Here is a 19,038-nt window from a genome sequence, read left to right as displayed (position 1 = left end):
AGTTTATACATTCTCCAATTCAAAGTGCTCTGATTTTTGCTCGAATTCTAGAAATTCATCTTCTACTGTTTGAATGAATTCGATATTGTAGTTGCGTTCCTTTAATTTATAGCGAACTTCCCGTTCAGAATTAGCCTCAACGTACAGGCTGTTTGTTCGCTCTCTTACAGGAACCTCCTTTTTTGTTTCTTGATAGTAAACCTTATAAATCATTCTAAATCTCTCCTTAACCAAGACAATTTGTGTGCATCTCCGTTTATTATATAGGAAATTGGTTTCTTTTTCATGTTTCAAATAGATTTTCCATTATAAAAATAGAGATTTACCGCGCCATGAAAGGAAAAATTCTTATTCTTGTACTGTTGGAGAGTGAGGGAAAAAGAAGGTTTTTAATGATTTTTTGATTTTTCGTTTCATTTTCGTATACATTTGATCCATTCCTTTCCTATTGTTTTAGTGTTGTTATTATTCGTTAATAGTCAAAAAAATAGTTAGGAAACAGATGGAAATGAATCAAGAGACAAGAAGACCCTGTTCATGTAAGATAGAATGATACGAAATGCATGAGGAGGGGAATCCATGAGACTGTTACTCGCCCTGTTATCACTTAGCTTAATCTGGGGGATGTCATTTATGTTTATCAAAATACTCGTTCCAGTGGTTGGACCGATGGGCGTCGTATTTTACAGATGTTTGTTCGGTGCATTGGCGATTTTTATATATCTCATTGTAAAAGGGCGAGTTAGCTACCTATTTAAAAGGCTCCCGTGGGGAAGCTTGATTTTAGTGGGTTTGTTGAACGCACTTATACCTTGGGGGTTGATCGCATTCAGTGAAGAGCGTATCTCTAGCAGTTTAGCAGCTGCCTTAAATGCTACGACTCCTTTATTCACCGGGATTCTAGGAGCATTGTTCTTTTCGAGAGTTCTCAAGCTGAGACAGTGGTCAGGGGTTATTATCGGATTTATCGGTATATTATTTCTTATCGAATTCAATCTCGGTTCATTTTTTAAAGAAGATTGGATTGGGGTCGTACCGATGCTCATTGCAACAGCTTGCTATGGCTTTGCATCACAATTCACTAAGAAAAACCTTTCAGATGTTCCTGTCGATATCTTGGCGATCATGACGCTAGCAGTTGGAACACTAGGTGGATTCATCATGATGTTTGTTTCAGGAGATGTACAATTATTTACGCCGATCATCGAACGTGATATCCTTATATCGCTAATAGGACTTGGGGTGTTTGGATCAGGCATCGCCTATCTTCTCTTCTTTTATATGATTCAAAAGGGGAGTGCAGAGTATGCGACGCTAGTGACATACTTGGTTCCAGTCACGGCGTTGTTCTGGGGTAGTGCATACCTTGATGAGGCGGTTACAGTTACAATGGTCGTTGGACTATTGTTTATCTTTACAGGCGTATATTTATCAGGACGTACAACAAAAGCAGAGAAAAGACTTTTACAAAAGTCTGCATAGAAGGATAGGTGAGAGAAATGATGAATGATAAGATTGTTTTCTTCGATATAGATGGTACATTGTTAGATCATGATAAAAAAGTTCCAGCTTCGACGAGAGAGGCTCTAAAAGAATTGACAGAGAAAGGTGTAACGGTTGCGATTGCGACAGGAAGAGCACCGTTCATGTTTGCAGATCTTAGAGAAGAGTTAGCTGTCGATTCGTTTATCAGCTTTAATGGACAGTATGTAAAACACAAAGAAGATATCGTTCAAACAAATCCTTTAAGTAGGGAAGAAATCGTTTCGCTTGAGAAAGTAGCGAAAGAAAACGGTCATCCTATGGTGTTTCTAGACCATGAAGCCATGATGAGTAATCACGACAAGCATCCTCATATTATGAAGAGTATGGATGATCTGAAAATGCACTACCCGGGCTTTAATCCTACGTATTACCACGATCGTGATATCTATCAAGCTCTCCTTTTCTGTCAAAGTGAAGAAGAAGCGAACTACCGCGAAACATACGGTAACTTTGATTTTATTCGTTGGCACGACTTTTCGATGGACGTTATTCCTCCAGGAGGTTCAAAAGCAAGAGGAATTGAAGCGATGATTTCACACTTAGGGTTTAAGCGTGAAAACACATTTGCCTTCGGTGATGCTTTGAATGATATCGAAATGCTCAAATACGCAGGAACTGGTATTGCGATGGGTAATGGTTATCAAGAAGCGAAAGAAGCTGCTGACTTCGTGACGGATCCAGTCGATGAAGATGGAATCCGAAATGGATTGATAAAAGCAGGACTGTTGTAACGATGAAATAAAAAGGAATCGCGCACTTGCGCGATTCCTTTTTTATTACCGAAGAGGTGACAGCTCCTGTGCTTCTTCTTCATTTATTCGATCGTAAAACATGATACCATCCAGGTGATCGATTTCGTGTTGCGCGACAATCGCTGGGAGCCCCTTAAGTCTTAATTTAAGTGGGTTGCCATCTGTATCAATTCCTTTTAGGGTTATTCTCGCATACCGAGGTACAGCTCCCGGAATATCTCGATCAACAGAAAGGCATCCTTCACCGCCTTCTAAATAAGTTTTCTCTACAGAATGACTGATGATCTTAGGATTCATAATTCCATAGCTGAATAACGTTCCTCTATGATCTGTAACATGGATGGCGAACATCCTTTTGCTAATGCCGATTTGAGGGGCGGCAATCCCGATACCTGATCGAAGCTCATATTCTAAAGCTGTTTCTGGATCCTGGCTATTGATTAAAAATTGATGCATATCTTGAAGCGTTTGTTTTTCTGCTTCAGTGGCGGGGAGTTCGATTTCTTCTGCTACTTGTGTAAGGATCGGATCTCCCTCTCTACGTACGTCTTTCATTGTTAACATATACATTTTCACTCCTATCTTCACGGACTCTCACGTTATAAGTATATTGAAGACACTTACTTATGGGTACCTAGATCATCTAACTATCAGTTTAGCACACCACTCAACGCGATAAAATAAATCGTAACGTTTACGGAATGACCAATAATCTCTTCAGCTTAAATTTGTGATAAAACGACTGTTCTATTGCCTGATAGAATATGGTATAGTAATCAAAGATATGAAATCATTGGTATTAATTGGAGATGTGGGGGGACTATTGTTGTCAAGAGTGAACCGAGTAGGAATCATTTCTCTTTTTTTCTGTTTTCTCATCCTTGTTGGATGTCAGTTCGGTGAGAGTACAGAGGAAAAGATGTATAACCATTTAGAAGAAGCAGTAGCGTTAGAAGATCAATTTAGAGAACAGCAAGAACCATTAGCTAAGGCCGAGAAGAAAGAGCAAGGGCTTTATGATGAGATCGTTGCACTTAGCATGGATGAGTTCGATAAGATCAAATCTCTTTCAGAAGAAGCGGAAGCGCTAACGGAAAAGAGACTAGAATACTTAAACAACGAGAAAGAAAGTATCGATAAGGCTTATGAAGAATTCGAGAATACGAAAGAATTAAGTGAAGACTTAGAAGGTGAAGTTCAAAAAAGCGCAAACACGCTCATCGAAAAGATGGATAAGCGCTACGAAGCGTACCAAACGCTTTATAAAGAATACAAAGCAGCGATCGAATTAGACAAAAAGCTTTATAGTATGCTGCAAGATAAAGAACTTACGCTAGAGCAACTTCAAGAGCAAATCAAAAGCGTGAACGACCAATATACGAAAGTCTCTGAACAGAAAGAAAAGTTTAATACTTACACAACAGAGTTTAATGAAGCAAAAAAAGCTTTCTATAAAGCTGCAGAATTAAATGTTAACTATGGAGAATAATACTAAACCGCTCAAATAATTGAGCGGTTTTTTATTTGATTGTATTAGTAAACAAAATCCCTTTGTATTGATACAGTTTCATATTCATAGTTATAACAGGTTTTCATATAGGAGAGAAAGCTTATTTTTGAAACCTAATAATTGACTATATAGACACTGTATTGTAAACTGAAAAACGAACTTACTCATGAAGAGAAACACTCCCTTATTTTTACTGATACAGTTCACAAAACGCAGTAGTACATAGTACTAGGGATTATTTCTCCAGAAATAAGGGTATGAAATTGAGTGTTGTCTTTAGTGGCACAAATTTTATCGAGATAAACTGTCATTTAATAAAGGCTAAATGGACATGCTAGATATGTCTGAAAACTGAACGACCCACTCACAATTGCATTTGCAATTAAATAATTTATCTCTTTATGAATGAAAGGATGAGGTGAAAGGTATGGGGACAAAAACCCTCGAAAACATTGAAGGCCAATTCGAAATGTTCCAGATCTTAAATGAAAACGGCGAGATCATTAATGAAGAGGCTATGCCAGAACTAACTGATGAGCAGCTTCAAGAACTTATGCGCCGCATGGTTTATACACGTATTCTTGATCAGCGTTCAATTTCTTTGAACCGTCAAGGACGTCTAGGATTCTACGCTCCAACAGCAGGACAAGAAGCTTCTCAGCTTGGAAGCCAATTTGCACTTGATAAAGAGGACTGGATTCTTCCAGGATACCGTGATGTTCCACAGTTAATTTGGCACGGACTTCCTCTATATAAAGCATTCTTATTCTCTCGTGGACACTTTGTAGGAAACCAGGCTGATGGCCTGAACATGCTGAGCCCGCAAATTATTATCGGAGCTCAAATCACTCAGACTGCTGGTGTTGCACTTGGACTTAAGAAAAAAGGTAAGAAAAACGTAGCGATCACTTACACAGGTGACGGCGGTGCGTCTCAAGGTGACTTCTATGAAGGAATGAACTTTGCTGGTGCTTATGGCGCTCCTGCTATCTTTGTTGTTCAAAACAACCGCTTCGCAATTTCAGTACCAGTTGAAAAGCAATCAGCTGCAAAGACGATTGCTCAGAAAGCTGTCGGTGTTGGAATTCATGGCGTACAGGTAGATGGAATGGACGTTCTAGCTGTTTACAAAGCAGTGACTGACGCTCGTGAGCGTGCGATCAACGGTGAAGGTCCAACTCTTATCGAGACAATGACGTACCGTTATGGTCCACATACAATGGCTGGTGATGATCCAACTCGTTACCGTTCAGAAGATCTTGATAGCGAGTGGGAAAAGAAAGATCCAATCGTGCGTTTCCGTAAGTATCTAGAAAGCAAAGATCTATGGAACGAAGAGAAAGAAAATGAAGTTGTTGAGAAAGCGAAGGAAGAAATCAAAGCTGCCATCAAGCAAGCAGACAAAACTCCGAAGCAAAAAGTAACAGATCTTATCGAAATCATGTACGAAGAGCTTCCTCATAACCTTCGCGAGCAATATGAAGAATATAGTGCAAAGGAGTCGAAGTAAGCTATGGCGCAAATGACAATGATTCAAGCAATCACTGATGCGATGCGTATCGAATTAAAGAATGACGAGAACGTACTCGTATTTGGTGAAGACGTAGGTCAAAACGGCGGCGTATTCCGTGCGACAGAAGGACTTCAAAAAGAATTTGGTGAGGATCGTGTATTCGATACTCCACTAGCAGAATCAGGAATTGGCGGTATGTCGATCGGACTTGCACTTACTGGCTTCAGACCTGTACCAGAAATTCAATTCTTCGGTTTCGTTTACGAAGTGATGGATGCAATTTCTGGACAAATGGCTCGTCTACGTTACCGTTCTGGAGGTTCATTCCATGCTCCAATCACTGTTCGTTCTCCATTTGGTGGCGGAGTTAAAACACCTGAACTTCACGCAGATAGCCTTGAGGGACTAATGGCTCAACAGCCTGGTCTTAAAGTTGTTATCCCTTCAAACCCTTACGATGCAAAAGGACTTCTAATTTCTGCGATCCGTGATAACGATCCGGTTATTTTCCTTGAGCATATGAAATTGTATCGTTCTTTCCGTCAAGAAGTACCTGAGGAAGAATATACAATTGAAATTGGTAAGGCTGATGTGAAACGTGAAGGTTCTGATATCACGATCGTAACGTACGGTGCGATGGTACAGGCTTCTCTTAAAGCTGCAGAAGAGCTTGAAAAAGAAGGCATCAACGCTGAAGTAATCGACCTTCGTACAGTTAGCCCGCTAGACATCGACACGATTATCGCATCTGTAGAGAAAACAAACCGTGCGATCGTCGTACAAGAAGCACAAAAACAAGCTGGTATCGCTGCAAATGTCGTGGCAGAAATTAACGACCGCGCGATCCTTAGCTTAGAGGCTCCTGTACTTCGTGTTGCAGCACCTGATACAGTGTTTGCGTTCTCTGCTGCAGAGGATGTATGGCTTCCAGATCATTCAGATATCATTGAAAAAGCAAAACAAGTCGTTAACTTCTAATTTAAGTTAACTCTGATAGAAAATAATGAAGTGAAGTGCATCCGCACTTCGCTTCACACCTTATATAAGCAAATTTTTTACAAATAGGAGGCGAAGTCCTGTGGCATATGAATTCAAAATGCCGGATATCGGTGAAGGTATCCATGAAGGTGAGATCGTAAAGTGGTTCGTTAAAAAAGGTGACGAAGTAAAAGAAGACGATATCCTTGCAGAAGTACAAAATGACAAGGCTGTTGTTGAAATTCCTTCTCCTGTAGACGGAACAGTTAAAGACGTTCACGCTGAAGAAGGAGCAACAGTAATCGTTGGAGATGTAGTCATCACGTTCGATGCAGAGGGCTATGATGATGGTTCCGAAGAAGAAGCTGCAGAAGAGCCTAAAGCTGAAGAAAAAGAAGAGCCTAAAGAAGAAGCTCCGAAAAATGAAAGTTCTGAAGCGAAATCAACACCTTCTGAAGATACAGAAGAAGACGCTGACCCTACTAAGCGTGTGATCGCAATGCCAGCTGTACGTAAGTATGCTCGCGAAAACGGTGTGAAGATTTCTAAAGTATCTGGTTCTGGTAAGAACGGCCGAGTTCTTAAAGAAGATATCGATAACCACCTAAGTGGCGGCGGTCAAGAAGCTGCAGCTCCAGAAGCGAAAGAAGAAACAACAGAAGCGAAGGGTCAAGAGCAAGAGGCAGCAGCAACAACTTCTGCACCTGCAGCATCAGCTCAGCCTGAAACTCGTGAGAAGATGAAAGGTATGCGTAAAGCGATCGCTAAAGCGATGGTTAACTCTAAGCACACTGCTCCTCACGTAACGCATATGGACGAAGTCGTTGTTAGCGATCTTGTAGCTCACCGTAAGAAGTTTAAGCAGTACGCTGCAGACAAAGATGTTAAGTTGACGTATCTTCCATACGTTGTAAAAGCACTTGTTTCAGCTCTTCGTGAGTTCCCAATGCTAAATGCTTCAATTGATGATTCCACTGATGAAATCGTACACAAGCATTACTACAACATCGGAATCGCTGCAAACACAGACGCTGGACTCGTTGTTCCTGTCGTGAAAGATGCAGATCGTAAACCACTCCTTAATGTTTCTGCGGAAATTAATGAGTTGGCTAAAAAAGCTCGTGATGGTAAACTATCAGGGGACGATATGAAAGGTAGCACGTGCACAATTTCTAACTTGGGTTCTGCTGGTGGACAATGGTTCACGCCAATTATCAACAACCCTGACGCTGCTATTCTTGGAATCGGTCGTATTGAAGAGAAGCCAGTTGTTATCGATGGTGAAATCGTTGCAGCTCCAGTACTTGCTCTATCAATCAGTTACGACCACAGATTGATCGATGGTGTTACTGCTCAATTGGCACTTAACCACATCAAACGTCTGTTGAACGATCCACAACTCTTAATGATGGAGGCGTAAAATTATGGTAGTAGGAGATTTTCCAATCGAACTAGACACACTTGTAGTAGGAGCCGGACCTGGAGGCTATGTTGCAGCAATTCGTGCTGCACAGCTTGGTCAAAAAGTTGCAATCGCAGACAAGGGTACTCTTGGTGGCGTTTGCCTAAACGTTGGATGTATTCCTTCAAAAGCGCTAATCAATGCTTCACACAAATACGAAGATGCTAAGCATTCCGAAGATATCGGAATCACTTCTGAAAACGTAAAAGTAGACATGAAGAAAGTACAAGAGTGGAAAACTTCAGTTGTTAACAAGCTTACTGGTGGCGTTGAAGGCTTGATGAAAGCGAACAAAGTAGACGTAATCAGTGGAGAAGTTTACTTCGTAGATAAGAACACTGTTCGTATTATGGATGATAAGAACTCTCAAACATACACGTTCAACAACTGTATTATTGCTACAGGTTCTCGTCCGATCGAACTTCCAAGCTTCAAATGGAGCAAACGCGTCATTTCATCAACTGGTGCTCTAGCACTTGATGAAGTACCTAAGAAGATGGTAGTGATCGGTGGAGGTTATATCGGAATCGAACTTGGTTCTGTGTATGCGAACTTCGGTACAGAAGTAACGATCCTTGAAGGTTCTAAGCAAATCCTTCCTACATTCGAAAAGCAGATGAGCACACTTGTTTCTCGTCGCCTTAAGAAGAAAGGTAATGTAGACATCATTACTGAAGCAATGGCTCAAGGCGTTGAAGAAACGGATGAAGGTGTTACAGTTACAGCAGAAATCAAAGGCGAAACGAAGACATTCGATGCTGACTACGTTCTTGTAACTGTTGGGCGTAAGCCGAACACTGAAGAAATTGGTCTTGAAGAGCTCGGAATCGAAATGACTGAAAAAGGTCTTGTTAAGATCGACAAGCAGTGCCGTACAAACTTCGATAATATCTACGCAATCGGTGATATTGTTGAAGGTCCAGCACTTGCACACAAAGCTTCTTACGAAGGTAAAGTTGCTGCTGAAGCAATCAGTGGCGAAGCTGCTGAAATCGACTACCTTGCAATTCCTGAAGTTGTATTCTGTGAACCAGAACTAGCTTCAGTTGGTTACAAAGAGCAAGAAGCAAAAGATGAAGGCTTCGATGTGAAAGCATCTAAGTTCCCATTCGGCGCTAACGGCCGTGCACTATCTCTAAACGATAGTGAAGGCTTCATGAAGCTTATCACTCGTAAAGAAGATGGTCTTGTAATCGGTGCACAAATTGCTGGTCCTAATGCTTCTGACATGATCGCAGAGCTTGGCCTTGCAATCGAAGCTGGAATGACAGCTGAAGATATCGCTCTTACAATCCATGCTCACCCAACTCTTGGTGAGATTACGATGGAAGCTGCTGAGGTAGCGATTGGTACACCAATTCACATCGCATAATAGATAGAACATAAACCCTGGTGAGTTCACCAGGGTTTTTAATTCGTTTCAAATTGATTTATCCTTAAAATAAGCATCCTGGAACGGAAATCTCACTGTTCCATTAGTAGATAGCTATAAAAGCTTTCTTGATTATTTCAAAAGCCCTAGTGAATTCCCAGGGCTTTTTTGTAGTAAATATAAGAGTACTGCGTGTACTATAAGAATACCGCTTGTACGAAGGGCATATAGCTAAAGTGGAGGTGAGTGGACTTGGGAAGAATGTTGTTTGTTCTATTATTTCACGTAGCTTCTTGGAGTGCTTTAGTCGTCATTCTGCACCTATCATCCCAAGATCGACTTTTCTTTAAAGGGATCATGGTCCTCATGTTTTTATATTTTATCATTACATATACAGTTAGAATGATTCCCGAAGTGAAAACGGTAGCTCTCATTACGCTCGCATCAACATTGTTGTTTGCAATTATGGAAATGGTTTATCACACCGTCTAGTTTTTCAATCCTAGCATGCTAATGATTGGAGAATCTCTAAATCATACTATCTCTAAACATCGTTTTTAGTATAAAAAAGAGTACGGACCCTTCTAGGATCCGTACTCTTTTACTTTTTTAGATGATGTTATTCATCTTTTTTTGGTGCGCGAGCTGGAAGTTTTTCTTCCTTAAATGCTTTCAATAGCGATATGATCATCCCGATAATGATGATAGCAAATGGGAATGCAGCAATGATGGATGCTGTTTGAAGAGCACCTAGTCCACCTGACCACAGCAATACTGCCGCAGCGGACGACTGGATGACACCCCATGTAAGCTTAACACCAGTTGAAGGGTTTAAGCTGCCGTTTGTTGTTTGCATACCAAGAACGAACGTAGCAGAGTCTGCAGATGTAATGAAGAACGTACTGATAAGCAAAATAGCGATGATCGACATAAATGTACCGAGTGGGAACTGCTCAAGGACAGCGAATAATGCAACTTCCATACCCTGATCACTAATAATGTCGTAAACGCCTGTTCCTGCCATATCCAGTGAGATGGCAGAACCGCCGAATACTGAGAACCAAAGGCCACCGAAAATTGTCGGTACAAGAAGTACACCTAATACAAATTCACGAATGGTTCTACCTTTGGAAACACGTGCAATAAACGTACCAACAAATGGTGCCCATGCAATCCACCATGCCCAATAGAAGATCGTCCAGCTTTGAATCCAAGAAGATCCTTCAAATGGACGCATGCGCAAGCTCATACTTGGTAGGTTTTGAATATAGGAACCTAACGTTGAAGTGAACAAGTCCATAATAAAGTTTGTTGGTCCTGCAAATAGCAAAAAGAACATTAGCAGTATGGCAAGGACAATGTTCGTATTACTCAAATATTTAATGCCTCGAGATATACCAGTTGTTGCCGAAATCATATAAAGCACTGTGACGATTAGAATAATCATCAATTGCGTCATAAATGAGTTCTCAATGTCGGTTAAATACGAAATTCCTCCGCCAATTTGAGATGCCCCAAAACCTAATGACGTCGCTACACCAAATACTGTAGCGAAAACTGCGATTACATCGATTAGCTTTCCAAGCGGACCGTAAACACGGTCACCGAGTAATGGATGGAATACAGCACTTACAACCCCTGGTGCTCCTCTTCTGAACTTAAAGTAGGCAAGAGCAAGAGCAACTACTGTGTAAATCCCCCATGGGTGTAAGCCCCAGTGGAAGAAGCTATACTGGAATGCAAGTCTTGCTGCTTCATCAGACTCAGGTGAAGCGCCAGCTGGCGGTGTATAGTAGTGAAACATAGGTTCAGCTACACCCCAGAATACGAGACCGATACCCATTCCTGCAGAGAACAACATGGCGAACCATGTAATCGTACTGTACTCTGGTCGGTCAGTATCTTTACCTAGACGAATTCTACCGAATTTAGAAAAGATAAGATAGATCGCAAAGATAAGAAATGCAGAAGCTGCTAGTAGATAGAACCATCCAAACTTCACCTGTAGAAAGGTTTGAAGTGAGGATGTAGAAGAATCGAGAGACTCTGGAGCGAACGTACCCCATATAATGAAGATAAGGGTCAAAGCTGCAGAGATCATAAATACTCTCGTAAGCTTACTCATTGTAAATCACACCTTTCAATCAACACTTTTAAATTGTTATTCAAACATGGAAATCTACCGGGTAATGTAAAAGAAAATAAAAACTATGTGTACTAAATGTTGCCCCCGGGATGAAAAAAATATTCGAACGTTAGCCACGACACCTGATTTTGCCTCGCCAATTTACCGTACAGAAAAAAGGCACGTTCTCTAGTATATGGGTTGATTTTTTGCTTGTAAAGTATTTTGGCATGGCAGAAAATTAGTCAGAATAATGATTGAATTAGCAAAAAGGAACGATTGGTTAAATGTGACATTCTTCTCTTTCTACTTCCTTTACATTCGTTTATGATAGATAAAGACTAGGTGAAGGGGAGAGGGAGAGAATGAGGAAAGCTATTCAAATCTTATCGGTTCTTGTGTTGGTTCTTCTTGCTGCATGTTCCACCGATGCAAATTCTAATGCTGAGGAGACTGCAGAAAATAAAGACAAAGAAGTTGCAACCGAGGAAGATGCAAAACAAACAGAAGGAAATGAAGTAGAAGAAGATAAAGACGAAAAAAATGAAGAAGCAAAAGAAGATGAGCCCGTTGTAGAGGAGGAAGTTGTAAAGAAGTATAAATTAAACACAGCTTTCTGGGGCTTTGAACCAATTAATGATGCGCCATCAGAAGCTGTTCTTCTAACGATCGACGATGCACCTGACAAGCATGCGCTAGATATGGCAAAGACGTTGAAGGAACTCGAGGCACCTGCTATCTTTTTTGTGAATGGTCATTTTATGGATACTGAAGAAGAAAAGGCGATTGTAAAAGAAATTCATGAAATGGGATTTGAAATTGGAAATCACACGATGAGTCATGCAGATTTAAAGTCATTATCAGAAGAAAAACAGCGTGAGGAAATTGTGAAACTTAGTGATATGATCGAAGAAGTAATCGGAGAGCGTCCAACGTTTTTCAGAGCACCATTCGGTTCCAACACGGACTTTTCAAAAGCATTAGTGAAGGAAGAGGGAATGCTCTTGATGAACTGGACATATGGATATGATTGGAATAAAGAATATCAAAATAAAGAAGGTATTACAGATATCATGGTAAATACGCCTCTTCTTCAAGACGGCGCTAACCTGTTGATGCACGATCGTGAGTGGACTGCTGCAGGTCTCGCTGATATCGTAAAAGGATTAAGAGGCAAAGGGTATAGCATGATCGATCCAGAAACCATCGAAATTGAACTAAACTAAATAGAGCATAAAAAATAACCAGCCACTCCGGCTGGTTATTTTTTTGTGGTATACATCGTCCTGCCATTAAATAACGTCAGGTCACCGTTCATTTTTTTTGCGAGGAATTTACATAGTTCGTTTGCTTTAGCTTTATCTCCATGTGTCGCATAGTCTGGTAGAACGATCTGAAGGGCGTCTTCTGTTATACCGATAACGATTCCACGGTATTCTTCCGATGTACCTTTTAAATAAAACCAATTCTCATCATGACCCATTATGTTATACGGAAATGCGGAAGTTCCATAATCCCAAGAAAGCTGTTTCCCTGTTTTTTCGGTGATCTCCTTATAATAGATTAGAAACGATTTCACTACATTTAAGTCAAGATCCTCCTTAGATTTAGGAGCAACATAGGCACTTTGCGGCAAACGTAATTCCCCCTCTCATATAAATATAGTGTACCTGCCAAATCGTTTTCTGACAATTATTACATAGCTAACATGTGTAAATTGTATGCGCCTAATATCACTAAAAATTGGAACAAACTTTCTTAATGTGATATACAATATAGTATTGACAAAACAATTGTGACACACTATTATGGAGATAAGCAAAACGGAAGCGTTTTCAAAACTTACTTTGAGGGGTGTTAGATATGGGAATTATCATATGCCAAACGTGTGAAAAAACAATCGATCATGTAATTGAAGATAAAGTGAGTACTTTGTATAGCAGATGTCCAGAATGCAATAAGAAAGACCGCAAATAAGAAATAAAAGAAGAGGTGGCATTCGCCACCTCTTCTTTTATTTGATTGCTTTGTATTCTTTTATCACTCGTAATGTTTTTAATTCATCATCTTCAGGGCCTTGAACTGGTAAGCCAGCTTCAATATTTTCTTCTATATACGTTAGGTTTTCTTCAGTAATAATTTCTCCCGGAATGTAGATTGGAATGCCAGGGGGATACACCATAATAAATTCAGCGATGACCCTGCCTGCTGATTCTTTGATCGGGACAACCTCTGTGTCAGCGTAGAACGCATCACGAGGGGATACGGCTAATACTGGTATATCAGGAACATGAACGGCAACTACCTCAGGATTAGAGCCTATTGCTTCTTGAAATGCTTCCACCATATCTTTTAAAGCATAAACAAGTGCAGAAGTTGTTTCTTCGTTGTCTCCTGGGGTAACGATACACAGTATGTTGTATAGATCAGAGAGTTCTACTTCAAGGTTCGCTTCTTTTCGTAACCAGATTTCAGCTTCGTACCCAGTGATTCCAAGGTCATGGACAGAGATGATCAGCTTAGTCGGGTCGTAATCATACGTTGCATTCGTCCCGATAATCTCTTTTCCAACACAGTAAAGCGGTGTGATTTCATTGATCTGCTTACGCGTTTTTTCAGCCAGTTCAATTGCTTGATCGATGAGCTCATACCCATCAGTAACTAATCGCTTACGTGCAACGTCGAGTGATGCGAGTAAGAGGTAAGATGTTGAAGTAGTCGTAAGCATGCTGATGATCGTCTGCACACGCTTAGCTGATACTAATCCCTCTTTTACGTTTAACACAGAGCTTTGCGTCATAGATCCGCCTAACTTATGGACACTAGTGGCTGCCATGTCTGCACCAGCTTGCATTGCAGATAACGGCAGGCGATCATGGAAGTGAATGTGTACCCCGTGCGCTTCATCCACAAGGACAGGTACGTCATAGCTGTGTGCGATCGAAACGATCTCCTCAAGGTTCGCAGAAATACCAAAGTAGGTAGGATTTATAACCAGCACACCTTTTGCATCCGGATGCTGAGCCAATGCTTTCTTTACAGCGTCAGGAGTAATGCCATGGGAGATCCCTAACTTAGGATCGATTTCCGGATGGATAAACACTGGTGTAGCTCCAGAAAAAATAATTGCTGACATAACAGATTTATGCACGTTTCTTGGGACGATAATTTTCTCACCTGGTGAACAAACAGACATGACCATCGTCATGATCGCGCCGCTCGTTCCTTGAACAGAAAAGAATGTAGCGTCCGCACCGAATGCTTCAGCAGCAAGCTCTTGAGCATCTTTAATCATGCCGTGCGGGTGATGGAGGTCATCTAAAGGACCGATGTTGATCAAATCGATCGAAAGCGCGTTATCTCCAATAAACGATCTGAATTCAGGATCCATTCCGGTTCCTTTTTTATGGCCGGGTATGTGAAATTGAATCGGGTTTTTTTGGGCGTGTTTTAATAAACCAGTAAATAATGGTGTTTCGTTTTGTTGCAAAGCAAGCACCTCTTTATCTATACTCTATAAGGAATCCTTGAGAAAAACAGACAAGGATTTCTAACTAATAATGCCATAAACAAACTGAGTATAATCACATCACTCGATATTTGCAAGTTTTATTTTAAATAGGTATCCTCCCCCCTCTAGTATTTAAAGGGTTTTAAGCTACATTCTAGAACAATGTAGAAAAGGAGGAGATCATCATGAAGTGGAATACTCGTATAACGAATTTACTAGGAATCGAAAGACCGATCGTTCAGGGAGGTCTTGCGTATTTAGCGTATCATGAACTTGCTTCAGCAGTAAGTAATGCGGGTGGTCTTGGACAGCTTACCGCGATGTCCATGGATACTCCGGAACTATTAAGGAAGGAAATCAACCTCACGAAACGAAAAACCTCAAAGCCATTCGGCGTTAATTTTGCGATCGGACAGCATGGTAGACCGTTTGAACATATGGTTGAGGCTGCACTTGATGAAGGTGTCGATATCATTTCGGTTACGGGAGGGAATCCTAAACCAGTGTTCGATATGGTCAGAGGAACGAATACGAAGGTCCTCGTATTGACAGCTGGTAAAAGGCAAGCTGTAAAAGCTGAAGAATTGGGTGCAGATGCTGTTATGGTAGTTGGACAAGAAGGTGGAGGTCATCTAGGAAAAGACGATACCAGCACGATGGTTCTTGTTCCTCAGGTTGTAGAGGCTTTAACGATTCCCGTGATTGCTTCAGGAGGAATTGGAGATGGAAGGGGACTGATGGCCGCGCTGTCTTTAGGTGCAGAAGGCATCGAGATGGGAACGAGATTTATTGCAACAAAAGAATGTACACATGCGCATAAAACATATAAGGATAGAATCATATCGAGTAAAGAAACAGATACTGTTATTATTAAGAGAAGCCTCGGTGCGCCTGCAAGAGTGATTAGGAATCAATTTGCAGATCGAATCCAAGAAATCGAGACAAGGCAAGAAGGCTATGAAAGTTTGAAAGATTACATAAGCGGTGAAGCGAATAAGCGTTTTATTTATGAAGGTAAAGACGAAGATGGATTTGCCTGGGCAGGGCAAGTAATCGGATCGATTCACGATGTGCCGACAGTTGCTGAGCTATTTGATCGATTTGACGAAGAGGCGAGTAAAGTGGTTGAAAAATGGAGTGAACAGAAAGGGGTCATCACATGAACGTAGAATATCCGATTTCAATCGATTGGAGTAAAGAGGAAGTCATCAAGGTCGTACAATTTTTTCAAACCATTGAGAAAGCATACGAGAGGGGAGTTAGTAAAGGAGAGGTACTCAGTACCTATTCAGATTTCAAGGAAGTTGTACCTTCTAAATCTGAAGAGAAGCAGATGTTTAAGCAGTTTGATAAGGATACAGGTTATTCAACATACCATACCGTTAAGGAAGCAAGAGAAACTGAGCGGGAGAAGGTCATGATGAATAAGTAAAGGAGGGGGATCACCCCTCCTTTGTTATTTCTTCTTTCATCGAAAGGTGGTAGATCGGCACGAGTGTCTCGAACGTGTTTTTAACGGTCTCAATGAACGTTTCACCATCTTGTAGAAGGGGATCATCACTCTTAAAGTGTCTTCCTACTAAGAATTCACCTTTCTTCACGTCTCTAAATCGAGTTAGCACCTCTTCAAGGTCTACTTCTTGAATAGACTTGCTAGCGGATTTCTTCGTATGATCCGTCGATACCATATAAGAAGATGGAATCGTCTCTTTCAATCGGTCAATGTTCGAAAGCATCATAGATGCCATGTCTTTTTTGCCAGGAAGCTCATAAATATAAGCTAACCACACAAATACATGGTCGTCGAAAAGGCCGATTTGAAAGTGTGGGTGTTTCTTATAGCCACGGTTGTTATGAGCGAAAGCCATCCAAGTGTCAGACGGTGGATTTTTTGTTCTTCTTAAGTGTCTGGCAATATGCAGATACATTTCATTTCCTACAAGTGCTTCAAGGTCACGTTTCACTTCTTTACTAATTTCCTCGAATTTAGGCTGAATGCGTTGTTGGATCGCTTCCATCCGCGGTTCGAGACCTTCGATATCAAACGTTTTAAAATCAGTTGATGTAAAACCGTTAAATGACATAATTTCCTCCAATAAGTCAATTTTTTATGAAAATAGTGTACCATAAAACGACAAAGTGTATGAAGTTTGACGAACGATGCGCACTTAAAGGTTTGAAAGATAGGTGAAAGAGGAAAAATACTAGTAAATAAAGAGGTTGCATACTTAGCCTTCGAGGCATAAGATAAAGTAAGCTGAAAGCAGAAAAGTCAGAATATTCAGTCTTGTACCCTTGAGAGCCACAGACTACTGCTTTGATGAAAACTATGAGAGGGGTGTAGGTTACCATGAAACAAGTGATTCAGTCTTTGCAGAGAAACGAGGCAGAGAAGCGCATTCCGGTTTTGAAAATGGAAATTGATTATGAGTTGGCAACACTACACGATGCGATGATTGCAAGTGACAAGGACGGAATTCTCAAGTGCAAAGTAAAGCTAGAAGAATTGAGGAAAGAAATGATTCGACTCGAAGCATAAGGAGGCGAACCTTGCAAAAAGGTTCGTTTTTTCTTTTTTTCCTGTCATAATAAGAAGTAGACAAAGCTAAAAGGAGTTCGAGTCATGACAAAGCAGACTAACATGGAGAACATTTATCAAGATGCAAAGAAATGGATTCGTGAAGCTGGTCGAGAAATTGTTGCTTCTTTTAAGACTTCCTTCAACATTCATACAAAAAGCAACCCGAACGACCTGGTTACGGATATCGATAAACAAACAGAAAAATTTTTTATAGAAAAAATCAACAACCACTATCCTGATCATCGCATTATGGGAGAAGAAGGCTTTGGGGATGAGATTGAAGATGTAAAAGGAGTGATATGGTTCCTTGATCCCATCGACGGTACGATGAATTTCGTTCACCAACAAACCAACTTTGCAATATCGATTGGAATTTATGAGGACGGAATAGGAAAGGTAGCATTAATATACGATGTGACGAAGGACGAGCTCTATCATTGTAAAAAAGGAGAAGGGTTGTTTATTAATGACCAGAAGCAAAGTCCCCTTAAGCCAGTGAACTTATCTGAGTCTCTTCTCGCAATTAATGCAACATGGGTGACTGAGAACCATCGAATCGATCCGAGAACGTTCTCACCTCTCTTAAAGAAGATCAGAGGAACGAGATCGTATGGAAGCGCAGCGATCGAAATGGCTTATGTAGCGGCAGGCAGATTGGATGGGTATGTTTCATTAAGGCTGGCTCCTTGGGATTTTGCTGCAGGAAAAATCCTTATTGAAGAAGTTGGTGGCATCTGCACGACAGTCGATAACCAACCGATCGATATCCTTAAGAAGACCACGCTTTTCGTCGGGAACGAATCATTTCATCGACAGGTTCAAGAACACTATATTCAGCCTGCGATCGATCAAAACTATTATTTAAAGAAACCTTCAACATAATGTTGAAGAAGCAAGCATTTGATGATGGACAGGCAGCGCTGCTTCATCATTGGACAAAGGATGATACGTCATGGTTGGTAACTGAAATAGGGAGGCAACCTACAAAGGAAGAGTTAGTTTCTTACATTCAAACATATGTAGGTATCGGCTGTGAATGGACGAAATGGATGCACAACGATGAGCCTGTAGCGATAAGCTGTGTACACCCGAGTGCTAGTTCAAACATGAAACCTTGGATTGGAACGATTGTGGTTAAGCCAGGCTGCAGAAAACAAGGGTTTGGAAGAGCGGTAATCGAAGCCCATAGGAAAACGATGCAAAACGTAATCTTTGCTGGTCTTCCATATGAGCACATCGAATGGAGTCTCTTTCTTTCAAAATGCGGATTTGAACAATATGGGATAGAAGAAGAGGACGGAAAGAAGTACTTGATTATGGTTCTTCCTGATTCATAGGAAAAAGAAATGTAACTGGGCGTTCGAGGCTCAGGCATTCGTCCGCAGGAAAGCTAGAGGGATTCAAACTTCTGAGGCATAGGGATCACGATGGGTTTGGTTTTTCAACAAACTAAAAGAGTTGTCGAAGTGACAACTCTTTTTTCTATTGCTCCGCTTTTCGTTTGATACGGAAGCCCATTCCCATAAAAAATCCTACACCTACTAAAGAAAGGAATATACCGATCACGCTTTGTTCTGCTATTGAAACGCCAATTGCGCACATGCTAATCACGGCTAAAATGGCCATTAATAGTAATAGAAAGTTATGCTTATTCATTCGGACGCCTCCTTAATACTTATAGTGTACAAT

Annotated in this window: 22 protein-coding genes; 15 read left to right on the top strand and 7 right to left on the bottom strand. The window is 40.8% G+C overall.

Features of this window, described 5'->3' with window-relative positions; all coding sequences use genetic code 11:
- Positions 1–3: 3 nt before the first annotated feature.
- A complete protein-coding gene (locus tag ACXAEY_RS12360; protein ID WP_270181713.1) occupies positions 4–213 on the bottom strand; it encodes a DNA-dependent RNA polymerase subunit epsilon in 210 nt (69 codons plus the stop codon).
- A gap of 366 nt (positions 214–579) precedes the next feature.
- On the opposite strand from ACXAEY_RS12360, the gene ACXAEY_RS12355 reads away from it, so the two are divergent.
- Positions 580–1,482 carry a DMT family transporter gene (locus ACXAEY_RS12355; protein ID WP_270181714.1) on the top strand — a complete coding sequence of 301 codons (903 nt, stop codon included), beginning with the start codon at positions 580–582 and terminating at the stop codon, positions 1,480–1,482.
- A 20-nt stretch (positions 1,483–1,502) separates the two neighbouring features.
- On the top strand, positions 1,503–2,276 hold the full coding sequence (locus ACXAEY_RS12350) for a Cof-type HAD-IIB family hydrolase (protein WP_270182052.1): 774 nt from the start codon (positions 1,503–1,505) through the stop codon (positions 2,274–2,276).
- Positions 2,277–2,321: 45 nt separating this feature from the next.
- On the opposite strand, the gene def is transcribed toward ACXAEY_RS12350, so the two are convergent.
- Positions 2,322–2,861 (bottom strand): peptide deformylase, encoded by a 540-nt coding sequence (gene def / locus ACXAEY_RS12345; RefSeq protein ID WP_474812249.1) that lies wholly within the window; start codon positions 2,859–2,861, stop codon positions 2,322–2,324.
- A 271-nt stretch (positions 2,862–3,132) separates the two neighbouring features.
- On the opposite strand from def, the gene ACXAEY_RS12340 reads away from it, so the two are divergent.
- The 6 genes from ACXAEY_RS12340 (at position 3,133) to ACXAEY_RS12315 (ending at position 9,624) form a co-directional block, all read left to right on the top strand.
- Complete coding sequence (locus ACXAEY_RS12340) at positions 3,133–3,786, top strand: YkyA family protein (protein ID WP_270182053.1); 654 nt, start codon at positions 3,133–3,135, stop codon at positions 3,784–3,786.
- Positions 3,787–4,234: 448 nt separating this feature from the next.
- Positions 4,235–5,317: a pyruvate dehydrogenase (acetyl-transferring) E1 component subunit alpha gene (pdhA, locus tag ACXAEY_RS12335; RefSeq protein WP_270181716.1), complete on the top strand. Its 1,083-nt coding sequence runs from the start codon at positions 4,235–4,237 to the stop codon at positions 5,315–5,317.
- A 3-nt stretch (positions 5,318–5,320) separates the two neighbouring features.
- Positions 5,321–6,298: an alpha-ketoacid dehydrogenase subunit beta gene (locus ACXAEY_RS12330; protein WP_270181717.1), complete on the top strand. Its 978-nt coding sequence runs from the start codon at positions 5,321–5,323 to the stop codon at positions 6,296–6,298.
- A 100-nt stretch (positions 6,299–6,398) separates the two neighbouring features.
- Entirely contained in the window at positions 6,399–7,718 is a 1,320-nt protein-coding gene (locus ACXAEY_RS12325; protein WP_474812247.1) for a dihydrolipoamide acetyltransferase family protein, read from the top strand.
- Positions 7,719–7,722: 4 nt separating this feature from the next.
- Positions 7,723–9,132 (top strand): dihydrolipoyl dehydrogenase, encoded by a 1,410-nt coding sequence (gene lpdA / locus ACXAEY_RS12320; RefSeq protein WP_270181719.1) that lies wholly within the window; start codon positions 7,723–7,725, stop codon positions 9,130–9,132.
- A gap of 252 nt (positions 9,133–9,384) precedes the next feature.
- Complete coding sequence (locus tag ACXAEY_RS12315; protein WP_270181720.1) at positions 9,385–9,624, top strand: hypothetical protein; 240 nt, start codon at positions 9,385–9,387, stop codon at positions 9,622–9,624.
- Between the two features lie 127 nt (positions 9,625–9,751).
- Here ACXAEY_RS12315 and ACXAEY_RS12310 read toward each other — a convergent pair whose 3' ends face one another.
- A complete protein-coding gene (locus ACXAEY_RS12310; protein ID WP_270181721.1) occupies positions 9,752–11,257 on the bottom strand; it encodes a glycine betaine uptake BCCT transporter in 1,506 nt (501 codons plus the stop codon).
- 365 nt (positions 11,258–11,622) lie between these two features.
- Here ACXAEY_RS12310 and ACXAEY_RS12305 point away from each other — a divergent pair, with 365 nt between their 5' ends.
- Complete coding sequence (locus tag ACXAEY_RS12305; RefSeq protein ID WP_474812245.1) at positions 11,623–12,483, top strand: polysaccharide deacetylase family protein; 861 nt, start codon at positions 11,623–11,625, stop codon at positions 12,481–12,483.
- Positions 12,484–12,518: 35 nt separating this feature from the next.
- Here ACXAEY_RS12305 and ACXAEY_RS12300 read toward each other — a convergent pair whose 3' ends face one another.
- A complete protein-coding gene (locus ACXAEY_RS12300) occupies positions 12,519–12,893 on the bottom strand; it encodes a DUF1885 family protein (protein WP_474812243.1) in 375 nt (124 codons plus the stop codon).
- A gap of 227 nt (positions 12,894–13,120) precedes the next feature.
- Here ACXAEY_RS12300 and ACXAEY_RS12295 point away from each other — a divergent pair, with 227 nt between their 5' ends.
- A complete protein-coding gene (locus ACXAEY_RS12295; RefSeq protein WP_270181724.1) occupies positions 13,121–13,234 on the top strand; it encodes a GapA-binding peptide SR1P in 114 nt (37 codons plus the stop codon).
- Positions 13,235–13,271: 37 nt separating this feature from the next.
- Here the strand turns inward: ACXAEY_RS12295 and ACXAEY_RS12290 are convergent, their stop codons facing one another.
- Complete coding sequence (locus ACXAEY_RS12290; RefSeq protein WP_474812241.1) at positions 13,272–14,747, bottom strand: aminotransferase class I/II-fold pyridoxal phosphate-dependent enzyme; 1,476 nt, start codon at positions 14,745–14,747, stop codon at positions 13,272–13,274.
- Between the two features lie 206 nt (positions 14,748–14,953).
- Between ACXAEY_RS12290 and ACXAEY_RS12285 the strand changes: the two genes are divergently transcribed.
- Positions 14,954–15,931, top strand: coding sequence for an NAD(P)H-dependent flavin oxidoreductase (locus tag ACXAEY_RS12285; RefSeq protein WP_474812239.1), 978 nt, complete (start codon positions 14,954–14,956; stop codon positions 15,929–15,931).
- Positions 15,928–16,200, top strand: coding sequence for a UPF0223 family protein (locus ACXAEY_RS12280; protein ID WP_270181727.1), 273 nt, complete (start codon positions 15,928–15,930; stop codon positions 16,198–16,200). Before ACXAEY_RS12285 ends, ACXAEY_RS12280 begins: the two co-directional genes overlap by 4 nt.
- Before the next feature lie 10 nt (positions 16,201–16,210).
- On the opposite strand, the gene ACXAEY_RS12275 is transcribed toward ACXAEY_RS12280, so the two are convergent.
- Complete coding sequence (locus ACXAEY_RS12275; protein ID WP_474812237.1) at positions 16,211–16,852, bottom strand: YktB family protein; 642 nt, start codon at positions 16,850–16,852, stop codon at positions 16,211–16,213.
- A gap of 266 nt (positions 16,853–17,118) precedes the next feature.
- Here ACXAEY_RS12275 and ACXAEY_RS12270 point away from each other — a divergent pair, with 266 nt between their 5' ends.
- The 3 genes from ACXAEY_RS12270 (at position 17,119) to ACXAEY_RS12260 (ending at position 18,686) form a co-directional block, all read left to right on the top strand.
- Positions 17,119–17,307, top strand: coding sequence for a hypothetical protein (locus ACXAEY_RS12270; protein ID WP_270181729.1), 189 nt, complete (start codon positions 17,119–17,121; stop codon positions 17,305–17,307).
- Positions 17,308–17,391: 84 nt separating this feature from the next.
- A complete protein-coding gene (locus ACXAEY_RS12265) occupies positions 17,392–18,231 on the top strand; it encodes an inositol monophosphatase family protein (RefSeq protein ID WP_474812235.1) in 840 nt (279 codons plus the stop codon).
- Positions 18,231–18,686 carry a GNAT family N-acetyltransferase gene (locus tag ACXAEY_RS12260; RefSeq protein ID WP_474812233.1) on the top strand — a complete coding sequence of 152 codons (456 nt, stop codon included), beginning with the start codon at positions 18,231–18,233 and terminating at the stop codon, positions 18,684–18,686. The genes ACXAEY_RS12265 and ACXAEY_RS12260 overlap by 1 nt, the downstream gene beginning before the upstream one ends.
- 145 nt (positions 18,687–18,831) lie before the next feature.
- On the opposite strand, the gene ACXAEY_RS12255 is transcribed toward ACXAEY_RS12260, so the two are convergent.
- Positions 18,832–19,005 carry a DUF5325 family protein gene (locus tag ACXAEY_RS12255; protein WP_474812231.1) on the bottom strand — a complete coding sequence of 58 codons (174 nt, stop codon included), beginning with the start codon at positions 19,003–19,005 and terminating at the stop codon, positions 18,832–18,834.
- Between the last annotated feature and the right edge of the window lie 33 nt (positions 19,006–19,038).

This window comes from Anaerobacillus sp. ABA4_114 (assembly GCF_056159065.1).
This window is presented reverse-complemented; position numbering and strand designations above follow the sequence as displayed.

Bases quoted from the DNA above. Each gene is read 5' to 3' on its own strand.
- ACXAEY_RS12265 (WP_474812235.1), top strand. From the start codon at position 17,392: ATGACAAAGCAGACTAACATGGAGAACATTTATCAAGATGCAAAGAAA.
- ACXAEY_RS12360 (WP_270181713.1), bottom strand. From the start codon at position 213: ATGATTTATAAGGTTTACTATCAAGAAACAAAAAAGGAGGTTCCTGTA.
- ACXAEY_RS12330 (WP_270181717.1), top strand. From the start codon at position 5,321: ATGGCGCAAATGACAATGATTCAAGCAATCACTGATGCGATGCGTATC.
- ACXAEY_RS12355 (WP_270181714.1), top strand. From the start codon at position 580: ATGAGACTGTTACTCGCCCTGTTATCACTTAGCTTAATCTGGGGGATG.
- ACXAEY_RS12295 (WP_270181724.1), top strand. From the start codon at position 13,121: ATGGGAATTATCATATGCCAAACGTGTGAAAAAACAATCGATCATGTA.
- ACXAEY_RS12310 (WP_270181721.1), bottom strand. From the start codon at position 11,257: ATGAGTAAGCTTACGAGAGTATTTATGATCTCTGCAGCTTTGACCCTT.
- ACXAEY_RS12260 (WP_474812233.1), top strand. From the start codon at position 18,231: ATGTTGAAGAAGCAAGCATTTGATGATGGACAGGCAGCGCTGCTTCAT.
- ACXAEY_RS12280 (WP_270181727.1), top strand. From the start codon at position 15,928: ATGAACGTAGAATATCCGATTTCAATCGATTGGAGTAAAGAGGAAGTC.
- ACXAEY_RS12305 (WP_474812245.1), top strand. From the start codon at position 11,623: ATGAGGAAAGCTATTCAAATCTTATCGGTTCTTGTGTTGGTTCTTCTT.
- ACXAEY_RS12285 (WP_474812239.1), top strand. From the start codon at position 14,954: ATGAAGTGGAATACTCGTATAACGAATTTACTAGGAATCGAAAGACCG.
- ACXAEY_RS12275 (WP_474812237.1), bottom strand. From the start codon at position 16,852: ATGTCATTTAACGGTTTTACATCAACTGATTTTAAAACGTTTGATATC.
- ACXAEY_RS12270 (WP_270181729.1), top strand. From the start codon at position 17,119: ATGAAACAAGTGATTCAGTCTTTGCAGAGAAACGAGGCAGAGAAGCGC.
- ACXAEY_RS12350 (WP_270182052.1), top strand. From the start codon at position 1,503: ATGAATGATAAGATTGTTTTCTTCGATATAGATGGTACATTGTTAGAT.
- ACXAEY_RS12255 (WP_474812231.1), bottom strand. From the start codon at position 19,005: ATGAATAAGCATAACTTTCTATTACTATTAATGGCCATTTTAGCCGTG.
- lpdA (WP_270181719.1), top strand. From the start codon at position 7,723: ATGGTAGTAGGAGATTTTCCAATCGAACTAGACACACTTGTAGTAGGA.
- pdhA (WP_270181716.1), top strand. From the start codon at position 4,235: ATGGGGACAAAAACCCTCGAAAACATTGAAGGCCAATTCGAAATGTTC.
- def (WP_474812249.1), bottom strand. From the start codon at position 2,861: ATGTTAACAATGAAAGACGTACGTAGAGAGGGAGATCCGATCCTTACA.